This window comes from Leucobacter sp. NPDC058333, assembly GCF_042726155.1.
Classification (GTDB): domain Bacteria; phylum Actinomycetota; class Actinomycetes; order Actinomycetales; family Microbacteriaceae; genus Leucobacter.
On the sequence record NZ_JBHXHV010000002.1, the window covers coordinates 386,025 to 405,244 of the forward strand.

General features: G+C 65.3%; 18 protein-coding genes. 12 read left to right on the forward strand and 6 right to left on the reverse strand.

Annotated elements, in window-relative coordinates:
- Positions 1 to 138: 138 nt before the first annotated feature.
- Complete coding sequence (locus tag ACFWHR_RS09605; RefSeq protein WP_382448080.1) at positions 139 to 2,853, reverse strand: fibronectin type III domain-containing protein; 2,715 nt, start codon at positions 2,851 to 2,853, stop codon at positions 139 to 141.
- A gap of 563 nt (positions 2,854 to 3,416) precedes the next feature.
- Here ACFWHR_RS09605 and ACFWHR_RS09610 point away from each other — a divergent pair.
- From ACFWHR_RS09610 to ACFWHR_RS09625, 4 genes are all read left to right on the forward strand, one after another.
- Positions 3,417 to 3,566, forward strand: coding sequence for a hypothetical protein (locus tag ACFWHR_RS09610; RefSeq protein WP_382448081.1), 150 nt, complete (start codon positions 3,417 to 3,419; stop codon positions 3,564 to 3,566).
- The gene (locus tag ACFWHR_RS09615) at positions 3,563 to 4,837 is read left to right on the forward strand and encodes a DUF6973 domain-containing protein (RefSeq protein WP_382448082.1); all 1,275 of its coding nucleotides are present in this window, start codon (positions 3,563 to 3,565) and stop codon (positions 4,835 to 4,837) included. Before ACFWHR_RS09610 ends, ACFWHR_RS09615 begins: the two co-directional genes overlap by 4 nt.
- Positions 4,838 to 4,872: 35 nt before the next feature.
- Complete coding sequence (locus ACFWHR_RS09620; protein ID WP_382448083.1) at positions 4,873 to 5,370, forward strand: hypothetical protein; 498 nt, start codon at positions 4,873 to 4,875, stop codon at positions 5,368 to 5,370.
- A gap of 75 nt (positions 5,371 to 5,445) precedes the next feature.
- Complete coding sequence (locus tag ACFWHR_RS09625) at positions 5,446 to 5,832, forward strand: hypothetical protein (protein ID WP_382448084.1); 387 nt, start codon at positions 5,446 to 5,448, stop codon at positions 5,830 to 5,832.
- A 155-nt stretch (positions 5,833 to 5,987) separates the two neighbouring features.
- Here the strand turns inward: ACFWHR_RS09625 and ACFWHR_RS09630 are convergent, their stop codons facing one another.
- Positions 5,988 to 6,695 (reverse strand): DUF4166 domain-containing protein, encoded by a 708-nt coding sequence (locus ACFWHR_RS09630; protein WP_382448085.1) that lies wholly within the window; start codon positions 6,693 to 6,695, stop codon positions 5,988 to 5,990.
- A gap of 50 nt (positions 6,696 to 6,745) precedes the next feature.
- Here ACFWHR_RS09630 and ACFWHR_RS09635 point away from each other — a divergent pair, with 50 nt between their 5' ends.
- Together ACFWHR_RS09635 and ACFWHR_RS09640 are read left to right on the forward strand one after the other, a co-directional pair.
- Positions 6,746 to 7,291 (forward strand): tetratricopeptide repeat protein, encoded by a 546-nt coding sequence (locus tag ACFWHR_RS09635; protein ID WP_382448086.1) that lies wholly within the window; start codon positions 6,746 to 6,748, stop codon positions 7,289 to 7,291.
- 7 nt (positions 7,292 to 7,298) lie between these two features.
- Positions 7,299 to 8,057 carry an SGNH/GDSL hydrolase family protein gene (locus tag ACFWHR_RS09640; protein WP_382448087.1) on the forward strand — a complete coding sequence of 253 codons (759 nt, stop codon included), beginning with the start codon at positions 7,299 to 7,301 and terminating at the stop codon, positions 8,055 to 8,057.
- A gap of 188 nt (positions 8,058 to 8,245) precedes the next feature.
- On the opposite strand, the gene ACFWHR_RS09645 is transcribed toward ACFWHR_RS09640, so the two are convergent.
- On the reverse strand, positions 8,246 to 9,625 hold the full coding sequence (locus ACFWHR_RS09645; protein ID WP_382448088.1) for a PhoH family protein: 1,380 nt from the start codon (positions 9,623 to 9,625) through the stop codon (positions 8,246 to 8,248).
- Positions 9,626 to 9,934: 309 nt separating this feature from the next.
- Between ACFWHR_RS09645 and mtnA the strand changes: the two genes are divergently transcribed.
- The 6 genes from mtnA (at position 9,935) to ACFWHR_RS09675 (ending at position 16,463) form a co-directional block, all read left to right on the forward strand.
- Positions 9,935 to 10,978: an S-methyl-5-thioribose-1-phosphate isomerase gene (gene mtnA / locus ACFWHR_RS09650; RefSeq protein WP_382448089.1), complete on the forward strand. Its 1,044-nt coding sequence runs from the start codon at positions 9,935 to 9,937 to the stop codon at positions 10,976 to 10,978.
- Between the two features lie 36 nt (positions 10,979 to 11,014).
- Positions 11,015 to 12,067: a BMP family ABC transporter substrate-binding protein gene (locus ACFWHR_RS09655; RefSeq protein ID WP_382448090.1), complete on the forward strand. Its 1,053-nt coding sequence runs from the start codon at positions 11,015 to 11,017 to the stop codon at positions 12,065 to 12,067.
- A 121-nt stretch (positions 12,068 to 12,188) separates the two neighbouring features.
- Entirely contained in the window at positions 12,189 to 13,775 is a 1,587-nt protein-coding gene (locus ACFWHR_RS09660) for an ABC transporter ATP-binding protein (RefSeq protein WP_382448091.1), read from the forward strand.
- Complete coding sequence (locus tag ACFWHR_RS09665) at positions 13,772 to 15,076, forward strand: ABC transporter permease (protein ID WP_382448092.1); 1,305 nt, start codon at positions 13,772 to 13,774, stop codon at positions 15,074 to 15,076. The genes ACFWHR_RS09660 and ACFWHR_RS09665 overlap by 4 nt, the downstream gene beginning before the upstream one ends.
- Positions 15,073 to 15,987, forward strand: a complete 915-nt coding sequence (locus ACFWHR_RS09670) for an ABC transporter permease (RefSeq protein WP_382448093.1) — start codon at positions 15,073 to 15,075, stop codon at positions 15,985 to 15,987. Before ACFWHR_RS09665 ends, ACFWHR_RS09670 begins: the two co-directional genes overlap by 4 nt.
- Positions 15,984 to 16,463, forward strand: coding sequence for a cupin domain-containing protein (locus ACFWHR_RS09675; protein ID WP_382448094.1), 480 nt, complete (start codon positions 15,984 to 15,986; stop codon positions 16,461 to 16,463). Before ACFWHR_RS09670 ends, ACFWHR_RS09675 begins: the two co-directional genes overlap by 4 nt.
- Here ACFWHR_RS09675 and ACFWHR_RS09680 read toward each other — a convergent pair.
- The 3 genes from ACFWHR_RS09680 to ACFWHR_RS09690 are packed head-to-tail and all read right to left on the reverse strand — an operon-like array spanning position 16,444 to position 19,120.
- Complete coding sequence (locus tag ACFWHR_RS09680) at positions 16,444 to 17,523, reverse strand: CPBP family intramembrane glutamic endopeptidase (RefSeq protein ID WP_382448095.1); 1,080 nt, start codon at positions 17,521 to 17,523, stop codon at positions 16,444 to 16,446. The genes ACFWHR_RS09675 and ACFWHR_RS09680 overlap by 20 nt on opposite strands.
- Positions 17,520 to 18,722 (reverse strand): hypothetical protein, encoded by a 1,203-nt coding sequence (locus ACFWHR_RS09685; RefSeq protein ID WP_382448096.1) that lies wholly within the window; start codon positions 18,720 to 18,722, stop codon positions 17,520 to 17,522. Before ACFWHR_RS09685 ends, ACFWHR_RS09680 begins: the two co-directional genes overlap by 4 nt.
- Entirely contained in the window at positions 18,719 to 19,120 is a 402-nt protein-coding gene (locus ACFWHR_RS09690; RefSeq protein WP_382448097.1) for a GntR family transcriptional regulator, read from the reverse strand. Before ACFWHR_RS09690 ends, ACFWHR_RS09685 begins: the two co-directional genes overlap by 4 nt.
- Positions 19,121 to 19,220: the final 100 nt, after the last annotated feature.

Consider the following 19,220-nt stretch of genomic DNA (forward strand, 5'->3'; position numbering starts at 1 on the left):
CCCGGCCTGCCTCTGTTGTCCCCCCCCAATCCTCCGTCGGGCCGTCTACCCCACCCACTCTGGGAACGGACACACGGCCCTCAGACGTTGACGGGCGTGGTCACCGACTCATTCACCCGGTGACCACGCGGGTCAGGATCAGCGCACGCGAGCCGCCGCGCGGCGACGCCCGACCATGATCACGAGACCGGCGGCGAGCAGGCCGGCTCCCATGATTGCGAACGGCACGACGTCCGAACCGGTCGAGGCCAGCGCCGCGGAGTCGGTTCCCCGAGCGGCGTCGACCGCGGCCGTTCCGGGCTTGGCAGCTGCGTCAGAGCCGCCGGATGCACCCGATGCACCCGATGCGCCGGTCGAGCCGTCGGCGCTCGCCGAGGCCCCGGCCGAGGTCGCACCGTCGGCGGTGGCACCGGCGCCGGCTGCGCCTTCGCTGCCAGCTGTGCCCTCTGCAGCCGCTGACCCCTCGGCGCTCGCGCCGGGATCCACCGCTGCGGTCACCGTGAGCGGCGTCGACAGCTGTTGCCCATTGGCCAGGGTCACGACGATGCTGTGCTCCCCGGCCTCGGTGTCGGCGGGAATCTCGAGGGGCTTCGAGAAGGTTCCATCTGCTCCCACGGTTGCTTCGCCGAGCGCGACCGGATCGGAGTGCAGCTCCACCGCGAGTTGTGAGTCCGCACTGAAGCCGGTGCCCGAGAGTACGACCTGCGATCCCGCCTCGACCTGCGTTGCATCGAGCTGCAGCTCGGGGCCCGCGGGAATCTCGACGCCGGGCTCGGTCACCCACTTCTCTCCTGTGGCGTACTTCGTGATGGTGACCTCGTCGTACAGATCACCGACGGCCTTGTCAGTCGTCGCGCCCGCGGTCTTCTCCGCAAGATACGAGCGGTAGACCAGCTGATCTTTGCTCACGTCGACGACCTGATAGGTGGTGACTCCCTCGCCGCGCAGCACCTGGGTAGCGCCGTTGCGGGTCCACACGTTGTCTTGCGCGTCGGCAAGATCGTAGTGCTTTGCACCGGAGTTCGAGACGGCGTATACGGGGCCCGTGGTCATCCCCGTGGTTTCTGTCGCATCCGAGTTCTTGAACCCGCGCGCATAGGTGTGGTCGTGGCCCATCATGACGAGGTCGATGTTGTACTTTTCGAACACCGGCACCCACAGATCGCGCAGAATCGGTTCATCGCGCCCGGCGGAGGCCGAGTACACCGGCTGGTGGAACGTCACGACGTTCCACTTTGACGGGCTCTGCTGCAGGATGAAGTCGAGCCACGCGGCCTGATACTTCGTCCACAGCTCAGCGACCTTGCCCGATGGGCACTCCGTGCCGGTGCAGGCGGGCAGCCCGTTCGGCGTCAGAAATGTCGTGTCGCGAGTCGCGTTGAGCGTGATGAAGCGGACGCTCTGGTAGTCGGTGTAATAGACCGTTTCGGCAGCAAACTCTGACCAGTGGTCGAAGTACGCGGCGTACTGACGCGCCACCTCGGTATCGCCCTCGGCGAGTGCGGCGAGCTCCCCGATGGAGTCGCGTCGCGGATTGTTCAGCGGGTATTCGAAATTCGCCTTCCACGAGCTGAGCAGCTTGTCGCCCGAGTACTCGTGGTTGCCCGGCGCCGCCATCACATTGGTCGTCGCTGCGGAGCGCTCCATGCCCGTAAACCAGTTGACCCACTGGGTCTCATTGCTCGCCGAGTCGATGAGGTCGCCGGCGTGCACCGAACCAATGGAGTTCGTCGCGCGTTCTTCAGCCTGCCGCACGACCTCGGGCCAGGTCGTATCCAAGCCGATCTGTGCATCGCCGTAGTAGATGAACTGGAAGTCGGACTCCTGCGGGTCAGCTGTCTCAAACGTGAACCACTCACTCCAGCTGCCGGGAAGGCCGACGCGGTAGCGGTACTCGGTCGCCGGGGCGAGACCCCCGACGGTCGCCGAAAAGTGCTGTTTCGGGTTGCCGTTGACGACGCCAGCTGCATAGGCATCGACCACCTGGGCGCCGCCGCCCGCGACCGGCGCGATCTCAACCTGGCCGGTGCTGTGCGAGGGATCGCCAGCCTGCCACGAGAACGACTGCGACGTCTCCGGGGTCTCGGTCGGGGTGAGGATCACGCGGCTCGGCGGAGCGCCGACCACCTCACCGGGTTCGCCTGCGGCATTCAGCGTCAGCGATGACATGTCGAAGTACGCGTCTGAGGAGGTGTCACGATCCTGGTACAGCGCAACGGCGACCGTGTTTGTGCCGTCGTGCAGTAGATCTCCATTCGCCGAGAACGAGCTGGTGAGCGGATCACCGTTGCTTGATCCGGCGTATTCCAGATTGGTGGTCTCCGTAATGCGTGCGTCTTCGTAGCTCGCGACCTTCTGGCCGTTCACCCAGACGACGAGGGCGTCGTCGTAGCTGACGGTGCTTGAGAGCGACGCCACCTGTTCGGCGACCCCGGCTTCGAGGTCGAACGTCGTGCGGAAGAAGTACGTCGGAACGGTCGGCGCAGCCGTGTCATCGATGTAGTGGCGGAGCTTCGTCGCGGGAGTCAGCGGGCCTACGGGCGCAAGCTTGTTGCTCTTCACGCCGAAGCCGCTCGGCGCGGTCTGCCAGGTGGAATCGTCGTATTCCGGTGTCGTCCAGACTCGCAGCGCCGCGTCACCGCGCGCCGGATCGGTGTTGTCGTCGAGGTACTTCCACGTGGTGCCGGTGCTGATGAGCGGCGCCGCGGGAACCGCGGGCGCTTCCGGGGCGGCGGAAGCGGCGGTGGGAATGACCACCCCACCCCCGATGAGGGCTGCGAGAGCGAGCGCAAACGCGCCCCGCTTCGTGGGTCTTGCGAGCGTCGCTGATCTCGCTGGGTGTGACTCGGGCATGGCTGTCCTTCACATCGTTCGATACGCCCCTCCGATTGACGGGGCCGCACCCATCCCAACAGGCGCGAGTGGCCGCGCGAACGCGGGCGCGTAGCGAGGTCGTGACCGAGGCGTAGCCGTCAGGTGTCCGACAGGTGCGAGGCGTTGTCGGCGTTGCGCCGTTCGACGACAGGCTCTTCGTGGAGCGTGCTGCAACATAGCCTTTGGCTCCTCCCCGTAAATTCGGCAGGCGGCATAGACAAGCATCACCGGCTTCGCGTTTCTTCTAAGAAAGTTGGGGCAGTCTCCATCATTGGGTACTGTGGAATAGATCGCGAGAATGGGGGGGACATTGAAAGGAAAATCAGTGAATACTTGGTTCTGCTCTATTGTTTTCACGGATCGATCCAGCACATTGTGGGCGGAGATGGCATCGTGAGTAATGCCATCTCGTTCAGCTCGGCCTTGTCCACTCGCACGTCGCCACGCTGCATGGGGCGGCCGACTCGTCCAACAGTTCGTCGAGCATCTCCCCCAACTCGGGCCTCCCGGAGCTCTCGGGCATCGATGCTGCGTTCACGAGCGTGAGCTCGAGCCTCGGGCTGCTTGTGGCTGGATATCGCAGCTCTCTCGCTGCTTCTGCCGGCGGAATGACAGAGTCGCTAGCGACCCTCATCGAGGTCGAGCAAGACATTGTCGCGTCACTGTCGAAGATCATCGGAGCGCTGCGATGAGCGGGTTCTTCGAATCTCGGCTAGAGGCGATCGCGAACGCCCCCAGGTATGGCGACGACCTGGCACACGCATCCACGAAGGCAATGTTTGAGGATGCCGCAAACGCATGGACTAAAGCCGCGGCAGATCCCGGATTCACCGGCAAAACAGGTGACGCGGCCTCTGCGAGTTTCGCCCGCAGCGCGTCAGCGATCAAGGAACACATCGACCAGATCGCGCTCCTACCGTCGGTCATCAGTGATGCGAACGCGGCCTTAGACGAGGCGTGGAATATCCTCGACGCGCTCCCCGACACTGGGCCTGCCGAGAAGGCGCTAGCGACGGCGTTCTCGGATGCCGCGAACGGGGGTTCGATCACGACCGTCGCTCAGGTCGCGACTGCGTACTCTGGGGTGCAAGCCGCGCGGGCAGCACGCGAAGCCGCAGCCCTCACCGGATACACCCGCTTGATCGGCCAGCTCGGACACGTGGAGAGCACGCTTCAGAAAATCCTCGCGGCTCTCGGGTTCTCTGGCACTGACTTCGGTGGCGGAGCTGGCGGCACCAAGAAGCTCTCGCTCGACGAGATCCTGGTGAAGTATCAAATCAAGGATGACCCGAGAGATGGAGGAAAACTTCGCCTCTGGGACCCATACGGTATGCCGCATGTCTGGGCCAAATGGGTCTTTGAAAGGTTTGGCCTGAGCTTCAATACAAGGCTGACTGCCGAAGAGAAAGATCTTCTCGAGCACATGGCGATCTGGGAGCTGAAAGATGCGTACAACCTCCAAAAGACGGCTCAGGGAGTCGCAGAGGAACACTTCCCTGTCGGAACTGGCAGGCCCGGCAACTATGACCAAAATGACGCATTCCGGCACACTTATTGGTCGGCAATCATGACGAAGAAGTTTGGCGCTGAGTGGGCGGAACAATTCACGAGCGCGCACGAGGGGTACCGAAGCAACCCCGGGCCTCCAGAAGCGATGGATCTCTACAACAACGAGTTTGGGCGCAAGATCGCAACCGAGCATCCGTTCGCGAGCGATGAGGAGCTCGCCGTCCTGATCGAAGAAGCGGTCCGCAACGGGGACGTCATCACCATCGACGCCGACAGGAATCTGCAATGGAGCGACTACGAGGGGCCTCACCCCGGACCTGACGATTTTGACGAAGTCGGCGGGACCGACAGCCTTCCCGGACGTGATCGCTCGGACTTCGGCGTCGACGACCGGGCACACCACCCCATTCCAAAATCAGGCACGGGCACGGGATACTACTACTACTGGCGATGATGAAACCTAAAACCCGAGGGCACAATAACCGAGTAGTGGCGACAATCGCCGCCCTTCTCGTTACGCTTACTGCGGCCGGCTGCGCGGATGTTATCGAACACGACGTTGCCAACGGCCGCGCCGGAAAGTTTGACGCTGCACTCCGAGACGCGTGCGCGTCCGGCGAAATCGTGCCAGCCACCTCACTGATCCCAGAAAAGTGGGACCGCATGCTCGTCGTTATGGAGGGAACTTACGGGTACATGGTCAACGACACTCTTGGCTTTCACTACACGCACGATGACAGCTACTTTGGAGCAAGCTACACGGGAATCCTGCTCGACGGCGAGAAGAAAGTGGTGGAGATCGACTACTCATTCGGCACCAACAATCCGCCGGTGGAGATGCCAGCACCTGGACAAATTTTCGACGCGGACACCTTGAGGGTGACCCCTCGTTCTGAGACCCCCGAGTCGATGCAGAAGTGGCTCGAGCGACGTCATCAGGACTGCATACTGCTTTCCCCGGACGATGCAGAGGCCTTCAACTACTGATGGGCGACCAGTAGACCGATCAGGATGTTGTTCGGATATCGGGGGTGTAACGCCTGCCGACGGAGCGTGTCGGGTGTGGCAGCAGTTTTCGTCATGCTTTCCGCGAGCGCGTGTGCAGACATTTCGGCCGCATCCAGCCGGGCCGGTGAACTTGACGCCGCACTTCGTGATGCCTGCGCATCGGGTGAAATTGTGCCAGCCACCTCGCTCATCTCTGAGAAATCGGACCGCATGCTTGTCATGCCTGAGGGAAGCTACGGCTACATGGTCAACGGCGAGCAAAAAGTGGTGGAGTTCAACTACACCTTCAGCGATAACGCCCCACCGGCAGAAATGCCAGCTCACGGACACATTTTTGACACTGAATCGCTTAGTGTCATTCCTCGTTCGAAGACGCCTGAGTCGTTGGAACGCAAGCTTAAGCACCGGGGGCCTGGATTGCATTCTGCTCTCTCCGGATGACCCTGTTGCGTTCATCCACTGATGCAGCCGGAAGAGAGGCTCAAGTCCGCACGGATGTGATGCGTGTTTAGGTGACAGCTTGGTCGGGCAGCGGGTGCGACCTGTTTATTCATGATGGCTTATGGTCTTGCGACGTCGTGACCGAGGCGTAGCCGTCAGGTGTCCGACGGGTGCGAGGCGTTGTAGGCGTCGCTCCGCTCGACGACGTCGTATGTGGTGTGACCGCCGTACTCGTAGATTCGGCCCAGCAGCGGCGCGTCGATCGTCACATCGACGCGCTGGGTGGCGGAGTCGTCGTCGTATTGTTCGCGCAGCCGCACGACCGGCGCCAACCAGCGAGGCAACCCGATTCGCAGACGCCCGAGCCGCGCACCGACCGCACGGCTCGTCAGGATCAGCCCACCGTCGCGCACATCGAGATCGAAGGCGGCCGCGACCCTGCACTGCACCCCAGTTGAATGAGTTCCGCCAATTTCGTCAACGAGTCGGCCATCTCGATTGAGCGACACCGAGTCGCGCATCGTCCACGTGCCCGTTGGCAATTCGAAGCGGCGCATGCTCACCGCGCGACCGTTGACTGTCTGATTCTCGATGGTGAACGGCACGTTTTCGGCCCACCCCGCCCACACGATGCCGGCCCGCTGCAGTGTGCGGAGCACGGGAAACAGTAGCCGACGTACCCAGCGCCGGCTGGTCCCGACCCGCTCGAAGGTCCCGGAGCCCGCGCCGACGCCGCCCAACGGGATCGTCGCGAAGTAGCGCTGCAGCGTCGGGTGGAGGTCGGCTGCCGAGTCGGCGTGAGCCGCGAGTGCACGCGCATAGGGCGAACCGCTAGGGGCGCTGCGCTCGGGCGATTGACTCACGCGTCCACGCTAACAGCGAGGTCATCGGTCCCGTTCCGTAAAATACACACATGCACACTGAGGCTCCCGACTGGCAGCAACGCATCGACGCGGTCTGGAACGACGAGCGACTTTCACCCGAGCAGACGGTCGCGCGGATCGCCGCGCTCGCGGCTGAGCTGCCTGCGACGGATGCCCGCGGACCGTTCGAGCTGGGAGGCGCGTTCGATTCGGCCGGGCACGAGGCGGAGGCGGCCGAGCACTACGCGCGCGCCGTCGAGCTCGGCCTCGCGGGTCGTGCACGCGCCGAGCTCGACATTCAATACGCGTCGACGCTCCGCAATCTCGGCCGCTTCGACGAGGCCGTCGCGATGCTTCAGCACAGCACCGACGACCCCGATCTGGGCGCGTCGCGCAGCGTCTTTCTTGCGCTCGCGCTGCACTCGGCGGGTCGGCCCGGCGAGGCGCTCGCGACCGCGTTGGAGGCGCTCGCACCGACGCTGCCGCGGTATCAGCGCTCGGTGCGCGGGTATGCGGCCGAACTGCGCACAGCAGCGCTGCCCACGGAGCAGTCCGGCGATCCTGCGCTCCCCGCCTCGACCGAATCGGGGGTCTGAGCCCGTGATGCCCGGAGGAAACTCACGCGACGGTGCGCTCGCGCTCGCGCGATCCGGCGCGGCCTCAGTCAGCCGGCTGCTGGGCTGGCAGCGATTGCACGAGCGGGTGAACCGCCCCCTCATGGAGCTCGCCGAAATGCAGCCGGTGACCGCGAACTGGTGGCGTGAGCGCCGCAAGCAGAAGGGCGCGTTCAAGTACCTCGCGCTCGGCGACTCGACCGCGCAGGGCATCGGTGCATCAGTACCCGGTCGCAGCTATGTCGGGCAGCTCGTTGAACGCATTGAGGCGCGCACGGGTGGGCCCGTGAAGGTCGTGAATCTTGCCGTATCGGGAGCGACGACGTCGCTGTGCCTGCGCGATCAGCTGCCGAAGGCGGAGAAGGTGCTGACGCACTCCCCCGATCTGGTGACCATCGCGATCGGCGCGAACGACATCGCGGAGTGGAACCCCGTGCGCTTTCACTGGAACATGACGGAGATTCTGTCGGCCCTGCCGTCGCACACCATCGTCGGGGAGCTGCCGTGCTTCCACCTGCCGTGGAACGACCGCAAGGTGCAGGAGGCCAATCGTATGCTGAGGCTGATCGCCGTCGACCGGGGCCTGCAACTCGTGCCGCTGCACGAGGCGACGCACGCCCGCGGTGTACGGGGCGTGCTGACGGAGTTCGCCGCCGACGCGTTCCACCCGAACGACCGCGGCTACGAAATCTGGGCTGACACGTTCTGGCCCTACGTGGAGGCACGCATCACGGCCCTGGGCCGCTAGGGCCCGCCCGCGGTCGCGCCCAGGAGCGCAAACGTCGAGCCCCTCTTTCGTTGCCGAGTCCCTCCTGGAAAGCGCGTTTCGCGGGAGGGGCTCGGCGCTTATAGAGGGACTCGGCGTTTACAGAGGGGCTCGGCGTGCAGCGCCAGCGCGCATGCAGCGCCAACCAGCGTGCAGCGCCAGCCGGCGCGTTACGGGGTGTCGAGCAGGTCCGTGACGAGCGCGGCGATCTCGCTGCGCTCGGAGCGGGTCAGCGTGACGTGACCAAACAGGCGGTGCCCCTTCAGCTTTTCGATGACCGCCGCAATGCCGTCGTAGCGACCCACCCGCAGGTTGTCACGCTGGGCAACGTCGTGGGTGAGCACGACGCGCGAGTTCTGGCCGATGCGGCTGAGCATCGTGAGCAGCACCCCGCGCTCGAGCGACTGCGCCTCGTCAACGATCACGTAGGCGTCGTGCAGGGAGCGACCCCTGATGTGGGTCAGCGGCAGCACCTCGACGAGGTCGCGTGCAACCACCTCGTCGAGCACGTTCTGCGACACGACCGAACCAAGTGTGTCGAACACCGCTTGTGCCCAGGGGTTCATCTTTTCTTGGTGGTCGCCGGGCAGGTAGCCGAGGTCTTGGCCGCCGACCGCGTACAGCGGCCGGAACACCATCACCTTGCGATGCTGCCGCCGTTCAAGCACCGCTTCGAGCCCCGCAGCGAGCGCGAGCGCCGACTTACCGGTGCCGGCGCTCCCGCCGAGGGAAACGATCCCGATCTTCGGGTCGAGCAACAAATCGATCGCGAGCCGCTGCTCCGCGCTGCGCCCCGTCACGCCGAATACTTCGCGGTCACCGCGCACGACGTGCAGCGATCGATCCCCGTCGACGCGGCCGAGGGCAGATCCGCGCGGCGAGGTCAGCACGAGGCCGGTGCCGAAGGGGAGGCCCTCAGCGCCCTCGACGTCGTCGAGTCGCTCGTCCTCCCACAGCGCGCGCATCTGTTCTTCGTCGAGGTCAACGGTCGCGACTCCCGAGTAGGTGTCGTCGCGAGCGAGCTCGGCACGATACTCCTCGGAGCCGAGCCCGAGCGAGGCCGCCTTCAGCCGCATCGGCAGATCTTTCGAGATCACGGTGACGTCGAGCCCGTCCGAGGCGAGATTCTGCGCCACCGCAAGAATGCGGGTGTCGTTGTCACCGAGCCGCATACCGCTCGGCAGCGCATCCACGCTGCTGTGGTTGAGCTCGACGCGCACGGTTCCGCCTGAGTCGCCTACCGGCACGGGGAAGTCGAGTCGCAGATGCTTGTCGCGCAACTCGTCGAGAATGCGGAGCGCCCGACGGGCGAAGTAGCCGAGTTCGGGATCGTGTCGCTTCTTCTCGAGCTCCATCACCACGACGATGGGCAGCACGACCGAGTGCTCGGCAAATCTGAACAGCGCCGCCGGATCGCTCAGCAAAACAGAGGTATCGAGCACGTACGTGCGCTCGGTCTGAGCGACGGGCGAAGGATCGCTCGCCGACGAGGAAGCAACCGGTTCGGGTGCGACCGGAGAGGGTGTTGCGGAGTGGTAGATCTCAGCCACGATGGCTCCTCTGCACCGGGGCAGGGCCCCGACTCAGCGAGATGGCCAGTGGCTTCGAGGTGGTGACCAACCGGCCTCCTCGATCGGGCACCCTGCCCGATGCGTCACACGCTACGCCGCCAATGCCGGGGCCCGCTCCAAGACACGCGCCCCGGGCGTGAACGACTCGTTACATGTTCGAGAACGGGCCGCATCGCGACCCTGAATCACGCCCGTTTGTGGAACTTCACCAGGGGGCGAAATGTCGCGCGATCGTCAGGTATTCTGATGGCTGCGATACTGCCGCCCGCAACACAAAAGGAGCACCGCTTGCGCACGATCGATTGGGTCGACGGAGCCATCGAACTCATTGATCAGACGCTCCTCCCCCAGCGTGTTGAAGTTCGCCGAACTACCGAGCTTCCCGAGCTGATTGACGACATTCAGCGTCTCGCGGTGCGCGGCGCTCCCGCGCTCGGTGTTGCTGGCGCGTTTGGCGTTGCTCTCATCGCGGCAAGCGTGCAGACGGAACACGGCGATGACGAGCTCGACCGCGACGAAGTCCGCCGTCAGGCGGCGATCTTGCGTGAGGCCCGGCCGACCGCCGTCAACCTGTCGTGGGGTGTCGACCGTGCGCTGACGAAGCTCAACCAGGGCGCCGATGCTGTGCTCGCCGAAGCGCTGCTGATCCGCGATGAAGACATCGCGGCCTGCATCTCGATGGGCTTGCGCGGCGCCGATCTCACCCGCGAGCTCGCGGCAAAAGATCGCGTGAGCGTCATGACGATCTGTAACACCGGCAGCCTCGCCACGGTCGAACGCGGCACGGCGCTCGGCGTGATCCAGACCCTCCTCGAGCAGGGATCGCTTGTCGAGGCGCTGCCGCTCGAGACGCGGCCGCTGCTGCAGGGCGCACGCCTCACCGCGTGGGAACTCCAACGTATGCAAGCGCCGTTCCGGCTGCTCATCGACTCCGCCGGCCCCTTCCTGCTCTCGCGCGGCATCGCCGACGCGGTGTTTATTGGCGCGGACCGAATCGCGGCGAACGGCGACACGGCCAATAAGGTCGGCTCGTTCTCGCTCGCGCTTGCCGCGCAGCACGCCGGTGTTCCGTTTGTCGTCGTCGCCCCCGAATCCACTATCGATATGCGCACGCTGAGTGGTGCCGACATTGAAATCGAGGATCGCGGTGCGGGCGAAGTGGTCGGTTTCGGCGGGATGCGCACGGCACCCGAGGGCATTGACGCGGTCAACCCGGCCTTCGATGTCACGCCCCACGAACTCATCACGGCCATCGTCACCGAGCGCCGGGTGATCCTGCCCAGCCGCGGCGAAACGCTCGCGAGCGTGTCGCTGCAGCCGCTGCGCTCGTAAGCTCTACCCATCCCCTCCCGTTCGAAAGGAACACCCATGTTCTTCACCAAGCGTCGCGTTCGCGCGGCTCTCATTGCGGGTGCGGCCACCGCCGCCCTGCTGCTGACCTCCTGTTCAGGCGGCGGCGACACTGCAGACAAGGCGGCCAGCGACGGCCCCCAGTTCATCTACATCACCAGCGACCCGATCGGCCAGAACGAGTTTCTGAAGTCAGGCAAGGTCGGCATCGAGTCGGTCGCCGAGAGCTTCGACGGCACCTCGAAGACGTTCGAGTCGAAGGATGACGCGACCCGCCGCTCCAACCTTGAGGCAGCTATCGCCGAGGCCCCCGAGGTCGTCGTGATGCTCGGCTTCCAGTTTGGCGACGTCGCCAAGGAGCTCGCCGAGCAGAACCCGCAGCAGAAGTTCGTGCTCATCGACACCTTCGTCGATGGCGCACCAGACAACCTGTACCAGGCCACCTTCCGCGAGCAGGAGCCCTCGTACTTGCTCGGCATCGAGGCCGGCCTGCTGACCGAGGCAAACAAGGTCGGATCGGTTATCTCGGTCGACAACGATCTGCTCAAGAAGTACTCGGACGGCTTCGCCGAGGGTGCCAAGAGCGTGAACAAGGACGTCGACACCGTTGACCCGCAGGTCATCGGCGGCGACAACCCGTTCGCCGACCCGGCGCGCGGCAAGGAGCAGGCACTCGCCTTCGCTGCGAGCGGCGTCGACGAGGTCTTCGCCGTGGGCGCAGCCTCGAACGGCGGCATCATGGAGGCCGCGGCTGAAAAGGGCTTCTCGGCCTACGGCGTGGATGCGAACCAGTGCCCGCTGGCCCCCGGATCCGTCGTCGACGGCACCGTGAAGTCGGTCAATCGCGTGGTCGAGACCGTTGTCGGCGAGATCATGGACGGCAAGACCTCGAAGGACGCGACGAGCTCCTTCGGTCTCAAGGAAGAGGGCATGACGATCGTCAGCCTCACCGATGATGCCGCCGATTCGCAGTGCACTGTCATGGACAACAAGGACGTGCTCGACAAGGTGACCCAGGCCCGCGACGACATCGTCTCCGGCAAGATCAAGGTCACCGACCCGCTCGCGTAACCACCTCAACGCCGGTTGCGGCGAACGCAGCGGAGTCGATTCCCACGCAGTACTCTGGGTCTCGGCTCCCTGCGTTCGCCGGGCCGGCGAGTGTCATTCACCACAAACAGAAGGAATGCGGATGGTCGCCGAAGTCTCGATGCGCGGGATCACCAAGCGCTTCCCCGGCGTACTCGCCGACGATAACGTCGACTTCGAGGTCGAAGCCGGCGAGATCCACGCACTCATGGGCGAAAACGGCGCGGGCAAGTCGATTCTGATGTCGCAGCTCGCAGGCGTGTACCAACCCGACGAGGGCGAGATCTTCATCCGCGGCGAACGACGCACGTTCGCCTCCCCGCTCGACGCCATCGATGCCGGCATCGGCATGGTGTTCCAGTCGTTCAAACTTTTCCCCTCGCTCACGATCGCCGAAAACGTCGTGTTCCGCAGTGAGCCCACGAAGCGCGGTCTCATCGACCGCCAAGCGGCGAACCGCACCGTCGCGGAGATCGCCGAGAAGTACGGCCTGTCGCTTGATCCGACGGCCCGAGTCGATTCTGTGCCCGTCGGCGTGCTGCAGCGCGTCGAGATCGTGAAAGCGCTCTACCGCGAGGCGCGGGTGCTCATTCTTGATGAGCCGACTGCGGTGCTCACCCCGCAAGAGACCGAGCGCCTATTCGATGTGCTGCGAGCCCTCAAGGCCGACGGCCGTACCATCATTCTCATCACCCACAAGCTTGGCGAGGTGATGGCGATTTCGGATCGCGTGACCGTGCTGCGCGATGGACGTAACGTCGCCCAGCTCGTCACCGCGCAGAGCTCTCCCGCTGAAATCACGCGCCACATGACCGGTCGCGACGTCGACCTCACGACCCCCGCCCCCGCCAACGATCCGGGCGACGTCGTACTCGACGTGCGTGGTGTGAGCGTGCCCGGTTCTGGCGAGCGCGACGCGGTCGCCGACGCGAGCATCTTTGTGCGCGCGGGTGAGATTGTCGGGGTCGCCGGTGTCGCGGGCAACGGCCAGGTCGAATTCGCCGAGGCCGTCATTGGCATGCGCAAGACCAGCGCCGGCACGGTCGCGGTCGCGGGTCGGGATCTCAGCGGAGCGTCGATCGCTCAGCGTCGTGACGGCGGTATCGCGTACATCCCCGAGGATCGTCACGCGGTCGGCAGCGCCGGCAGTGCTGACGCGATCGATAATCTCGCGCTCGGCCACCACCGCAGTGCCCCGATTCTCCGCGGCGGGCTGCTCTCGCGCTCGGCAATGCTCGATCACGCGAAGCGACTGATCAACCGGTTCGGCGTGAAGATAGCGGGTCCGACGACGGCCGTTGGTACGCTGTCTGGCGGCAACCTGCAAAAAGTTGTCGTCGCGCGCGAGCTCGACTACGGCTCCCCGCTGCTCATCGCTGAGCAGCCAACGCGCGGTGTCGACATCGGCGCCATCGAGGCGATTCACCGCGAACTGTGCGAGTACCGCGATGGCGGCGGCGCGCTGCTGCTGATCTCCGCGGAACTCAGCGAGATCCTGTCACTGTCAGCTCGCATCGTCGTAATGTTCGAGGGACGTGTCGTTGCCGAGGTGCCGAAGTCGGAGGCAAACGAGGCGCTGCTCGGGCTGTACATGGCAGGGCACGAGCCCGAAGCGCGGCACCGCCCGGGCGCTTTCGACGCGCTGCGTGATGGCGCCAGTGGGAACACCGAGATGGGGGCTGCACGATGAACGCCGCACGCAAGGCCGGTCGCTGGCTCGCGGGGCCTATCCCGGTATCAGTGGTGCTCGCGCTGCTCATCGGCGCCTGCTTTATGCTCATCGCAGGCGTCGACCCCGTGAGCGGCTACGTCGCGATGCTCAACGGCTCGTTTGGCAGCGGCGCGGGGCTCGCGAACACGCTGCAGCGCGCCGTGCCGATCATCGGCATCGGCATCGCGATTGCCATCGCCTTCCGCGCCGGAGTGCTGAACCTGGGCACTGAGGGGCAGGCGGGCCTCGGTGCGCTGACGGGCGGCATCGTCGCTGTGTACGTTCCCGGCCCCGCGATCCTCGTCGTGCCGCTCGCGCTCATTGTCGCCGTTGCCACCGGAGCTGCCTGGGGCCTGATCTCGGCGCTGCTGCAGAATCTTCTCGGGGTGCCGATCCTCCTCTCGACGCTGCTGCTCAACTACCCAGCGCGCTACTTTTCGTCGTGGCTGATTCGTTTCCAGCTGAAGGATCCGAGTACCGATCTCGTGGCCACGAAGCAGCTGCGCCCCGATGTGCAGCTCGGCATGCTCGTGCCGAAAGACTCTGCCTTCGCCGATACCCTGCGGTCGACGTTCGGCCCGACGAGTCCCATTACTGCGGTGCTCACCGGGGTCAACTGGTCGCTCGTCGTGCTCATCATCGTTGTCGCTGGAGCGATCTTCGTGAATCGCCGTACCCGCTACGGCTTCGAGTCCGGGCTGAGTGGGCAGAACGCGGAATTCGTGCGCTACGGCGGCGTCAAGCCCGGCCCGCTGGTCACACGAACGATGGCTCTCTCGGGCGGCCTCGCCGGATTGTTCGGCGTCATGCTCATCATCGGCGCTCCGAGCACCCGGCTCATCGAGGGCTACTTCGTGCAGACGAACTACGCGTTCACCGCGCTGCTCGTGACGCTGCTCGCGCTCTATCGCCCGATTGGCACCGCAATCGCGGGCCTGTTCTTCGCCGCGATCATGGTCGGCAGCGATGCGATGGGCCGCGAGCTGGGGCTCTCGCCGCAGATTGCCGCCGTGATTCAGGCGCTCGTGATTGTGCTGCTCGCGTTCCGCGTCGCGCTGCCGCGGTTCCGCAAGCGCGGCAGCGGGCGGGGCGGGGCGCTGGGTGATGGACCGCCGCTAGACGGCCCGCCGCTCGCTGAGGCAGCGCTCGTGGCGCCGCACGCGCCGGTTCCCGTTGGGGCGACAGCGGCGGCCGAGCCGTCAGCGTCTGCTGCCCCGGCAGCATCTACTGACCCTCGCTCATCCGCGCCCGACACCGAGACGAAGGAGTCGGATCGATGAATATGCTCGATCTCTTCGACCAGGACCTCATCGGCTCCGTGCTGCGGTCGCTGATCCCGATCCTGCTCGCCGCTCTGGGTGGCATGCTCGCCGAGCGCGCCGGCATTTTCAATATCGGCCTTGAGGGCATGATCCTCGTGGGCGCCTTTGCCGGAGTTACCGCATCGTTTTTCACCCACAGCTGGTTGCTCGGCGTCATCGTCGCGATGGTCGCGGGCGCGCTGTTCTCGCTGATTTTGGGCTACGGGGCGGTGTATCGCAAGGGCGACCCGATCGTGCTCGCGGTCGCGATGAACATCCTGGCGGTCGGTATGACGAGCTTCCTGCTCGTCGCAATCTTCAATGTGCAGGGCGTGTTCCAAGACCCGGGCATCGTCGGCATTCCCGTGTGGCGCATCCCGGTGCTCGCGGATATTCCGTGGATCGGTGAGCTGTTCTCGCTCACACCGCTCGGCTACCTCGCGCTGCTGCTCGTGCCCGCGACGTGGATCGTGCTGTTCCGCACCCCGCTGGGCTTGCGCCTGCGCGGTGTCGGCGAACGGCCGCTCGCTGCCGCGACAATGGGCGTCGACCCGCAGCGCTACCAGCTCGGCGCGGTCATCGTGTCGGGCGCGCTCGCCGGTCTCGGCGGCGCCCAACTGGCACTCGGCAACGTCGTACAGTTCACCGAGAATATGTCGGCGGGACGCGGCTGGATCGCGGTGGTCGCCGTCATGCTGGCCCGCGCCCACCCTGTCGGAGTGCTCGGGGCGGCGCTGCTGTTCGGCTTCGCTGACGCCATCGGTTTCCGGCTGCAGTCGTTCGGTCTGCCTCAGCAGCTGACCGACGCCGGTCCGTACGTCGTGACGCTGATCGTGCTCGTGCTGCTCAGCAAGCGGTTCCGCAAGACTCGTGAAGCCGCACTCGCGTGAGCGAACTTACGACGCCGTTTCCTGCTGAAGCCGCGCGCTGGATCGAGCGCCTCAGCCTCGAACCGCTCGAGCACGAGGGCGGAATGTTCCGCCGGATGCACCTCGACGAACACTCGAGTGCCATTTACTACCTGCTTGCCAGCCCTGATTTCTCAGCGTTGCACGCGCTCGCCTCGGTCGAGGTGTATCACTGGTACGCGGGTGACCCGCTTCGGCTGCTGCTGTTGCACCCCGATGGCCGCTCCGAGGAGCTCATCGTCGGCCCCAACGCGGACGCCGGTCAGCTGCCGCAGGCGGTCGTGCCCGGGGGCGTAATGCAGGGGTCGTCGCCGCTCGGCAGCTGGAGTCTCGTCGGCACGACAATGTCACCACCGTTTGAGTGGAACGGATTCGAACTCGGCGAGCGCGGAGACCTGCAGGCCCGCTACCCCGAGGTCGCCGACCGCATAGCGGAACTCACGCGCCCCGTCGCCTGACTGTTGCTGCGAGCGGCAGTTGGCGTGCCGGAGCGAAATGCCCCGTCACCACGAGCAGCACGACAACGACGGCGACCGCGATCCAACCGCACGCGCCGAGCGGCATCGCGAGCGCGGGATCGAGCGGTGCCCCCGCGGCGGCGAGCACCGCGATCATCGCCGCCGAAGCATTCAAGGCACCATGCCCGAAGACGGCTGGCCACACTGACCCGGTGCGGAGTCTCGCCCAGCCGAGTAGTGTGCCCCACGCGATACACCCAATAGTCATCAGGGCGACGCCGCGCCAATCGGTGAGGCCGAAGTTATAGCCGAGCAAGATGATGGGCGAATGCCAGAGCCCCCAGATCGCGCCCGTAATGAGGAGCGCTGGCCACGTGCCGAGCGGCCGCAGCGCCGGCAGCAGCCAACCCCGCCAGCCGATTTCCTCACCGAACGCGAGCACGCTGTTTACCACGGCACCAATGGGCACCATCGCAAATTGCAGCGCGACAAGCACGCCGATCGGCGGCATGCTGGCGCGGGCAATGTCTGCCGTCTCTCCGCCGAGCGCAGCGAGCTGTGCGTCAAGCATCTCTTGGAACCCCGAGAATGTGACGAGATCGAGCCGCGCCCATCCGAAGAGCACCGCAACGCCGATCGACACGATCACGATGACCAGGGGCGCAAAGATCGCCGCGATGATCGACCAGACCACCCGCTTTGCGGGGCGCAACGGCCACATGCCAAGGAACTGCAGGCGTGCGGTCTTCGGTGTCTTCGCGAGGAACAGCGCGGCCAGCGTCGCCACGGCGGGCGTAAACATCATGATTGCGGCGAACAGACCGATCATGCCTGGGAATTCGGGCGCGTTCGTATCCATGCGCCACAGTGGCAACACCGCGACCCACGCGAGCCCGAACGCAATCACGACGAAGATCGCGACGGCGCCCCACGGCACGCGGGAGAGAGTTTGCGGGAGCACCGGGGCGAGAGGGGTGTCCTCGGTCGGAGGCAGCCCAGGCACGGCGGTTTCTCGGTCGCCGATGCCCGTCTGCGACTGGGGTCGCTGTTCGATGGTCATGGCGTCTCCGAAGCACTCTGGTCGGTGCGAGCGTGGTTCGTCTCGCCTGTGGATTGATCTGCCGGGACTTCAGTGGGCGACTGATGGGATGCCGCGGCGAGCACTGCCGCGCCGGTCTCCGCGTCGTCCACTGTCACGGCGAAGACGCGGCCGTCGCGCCGCTGAATCACAATGCCGTCACCCGAGCGCAATACGACACCGAAACGGTCGGGCATCCATCTCAACCCCCAACCGCCGAACTCCCCGAGTGGTGAAATTTGCGCGGCCGTAACGGATTTGATGTCACTTGCTGGCACCGCAAACACTGGCCACCCGAGTTTCGACCGCACCTCAATGCCGGTCGCGTCTGCGCGCACCCGGAAGATGCCGAGCATCAGCATCGCTGCGCTGAGCAGCAGACCAATGCCCACGTTGAGCCACCACAGCGGAACGTTGAGCACCAACATCCAGATTCCGCCTCCGGCTGTGAGCAGTGCGGCGGCGCTCACCACGCCGATGAACACACCAGACGCCCGTACGGTGTGCACCCACACGGCGCGTTCGGAGTGTGCAAGTTCGAGCGGCGCCGCACTATCGATCTCGCCTCGAGCGATGCGCACCCGAGGCTGCGCGAACCACGCCGCGACCGTGACGATGGCCCACGTGGCAAATCCGATGGCGACGAACACGTCGATCCCTGGCACGTCGCGCGCGTCTGAAACGTCGAGCTGCACCGCCATTGACACGAGAAGCAGGCCCTGCAGAAATATCGTCGTACCCAGGCTGAACGCCGCCATGAAGCGCTGCGACCCTGACCAGACGGGCATGGCGCCGCCCGCACCGCCGAAGCGAGCAAACGCCCACATCACGAGGGGAATTCCGATGCCGAGACTTGCAGCGATCACCGGGAACGTCCAGGCAGCACCGAATCCGTCTGGGCCGTCACCGCCCGACCAGTGCGTCGCCGCGGGGTCAGGCATACGCGGAAGCAGCAAGACCATGCTCACCACTGTCGCGCTCGTAACGATCAACGGTACGACCAGCCCAACCCAGAGCGCCGCTCGTCGCGCTTCGCGCAATTTGGCCTGGTCCGCTGACGCGGCCGCTGCGGCTGCGGCTGCGGCTGCGTCAGCGTAGGCGCCTGCGCCTGCGCCTGCGGAGCTGCTGCCAGTGTCGGAGCCCACGGCTCGCAGGTGGCGATCGTCTTGGGAGCTGATCATGCGGCGTCCTCCGCTACCGTAAAGTCTTGAGGCTCGGCGGTTACTAAGGGAACCTCGGTGCGAGAGATAAGGGCCGCGAGCGTGTCTGTCGAGACACCCGCCCGCGCGGCACGAGCGACGAGCGCAGCGACGTCATCCTTCAATTCAGTGATCGCTGCAGCGGCGCCCGTGACGACGGCTCCGCGCCGACGTCGCAGGTCGATCAGCCCCTCGTCGCGAAGCAACTGATAGGCGCGAAGCACGGTGTGTACGTTGATGCCGAGCCCGATGGCAAGGCTGCGGGCTGGCGGAAGCGTGTCACCTGCGTGTAGGTGCCCCGCAATCACCTCCGCCCGAACGCCGTCGGCAATCTGGGCATAGATCGGTCGCTCACTCGCTTCGTTGACTGTGATCAGCATCTCGACACCCTCCCTAATGGTCATTAACCCTACATCAACTAGAACTATAGACACATATCGCCCGTTCTCCGCACGGATACCGGCCACCGAAACCGACCCC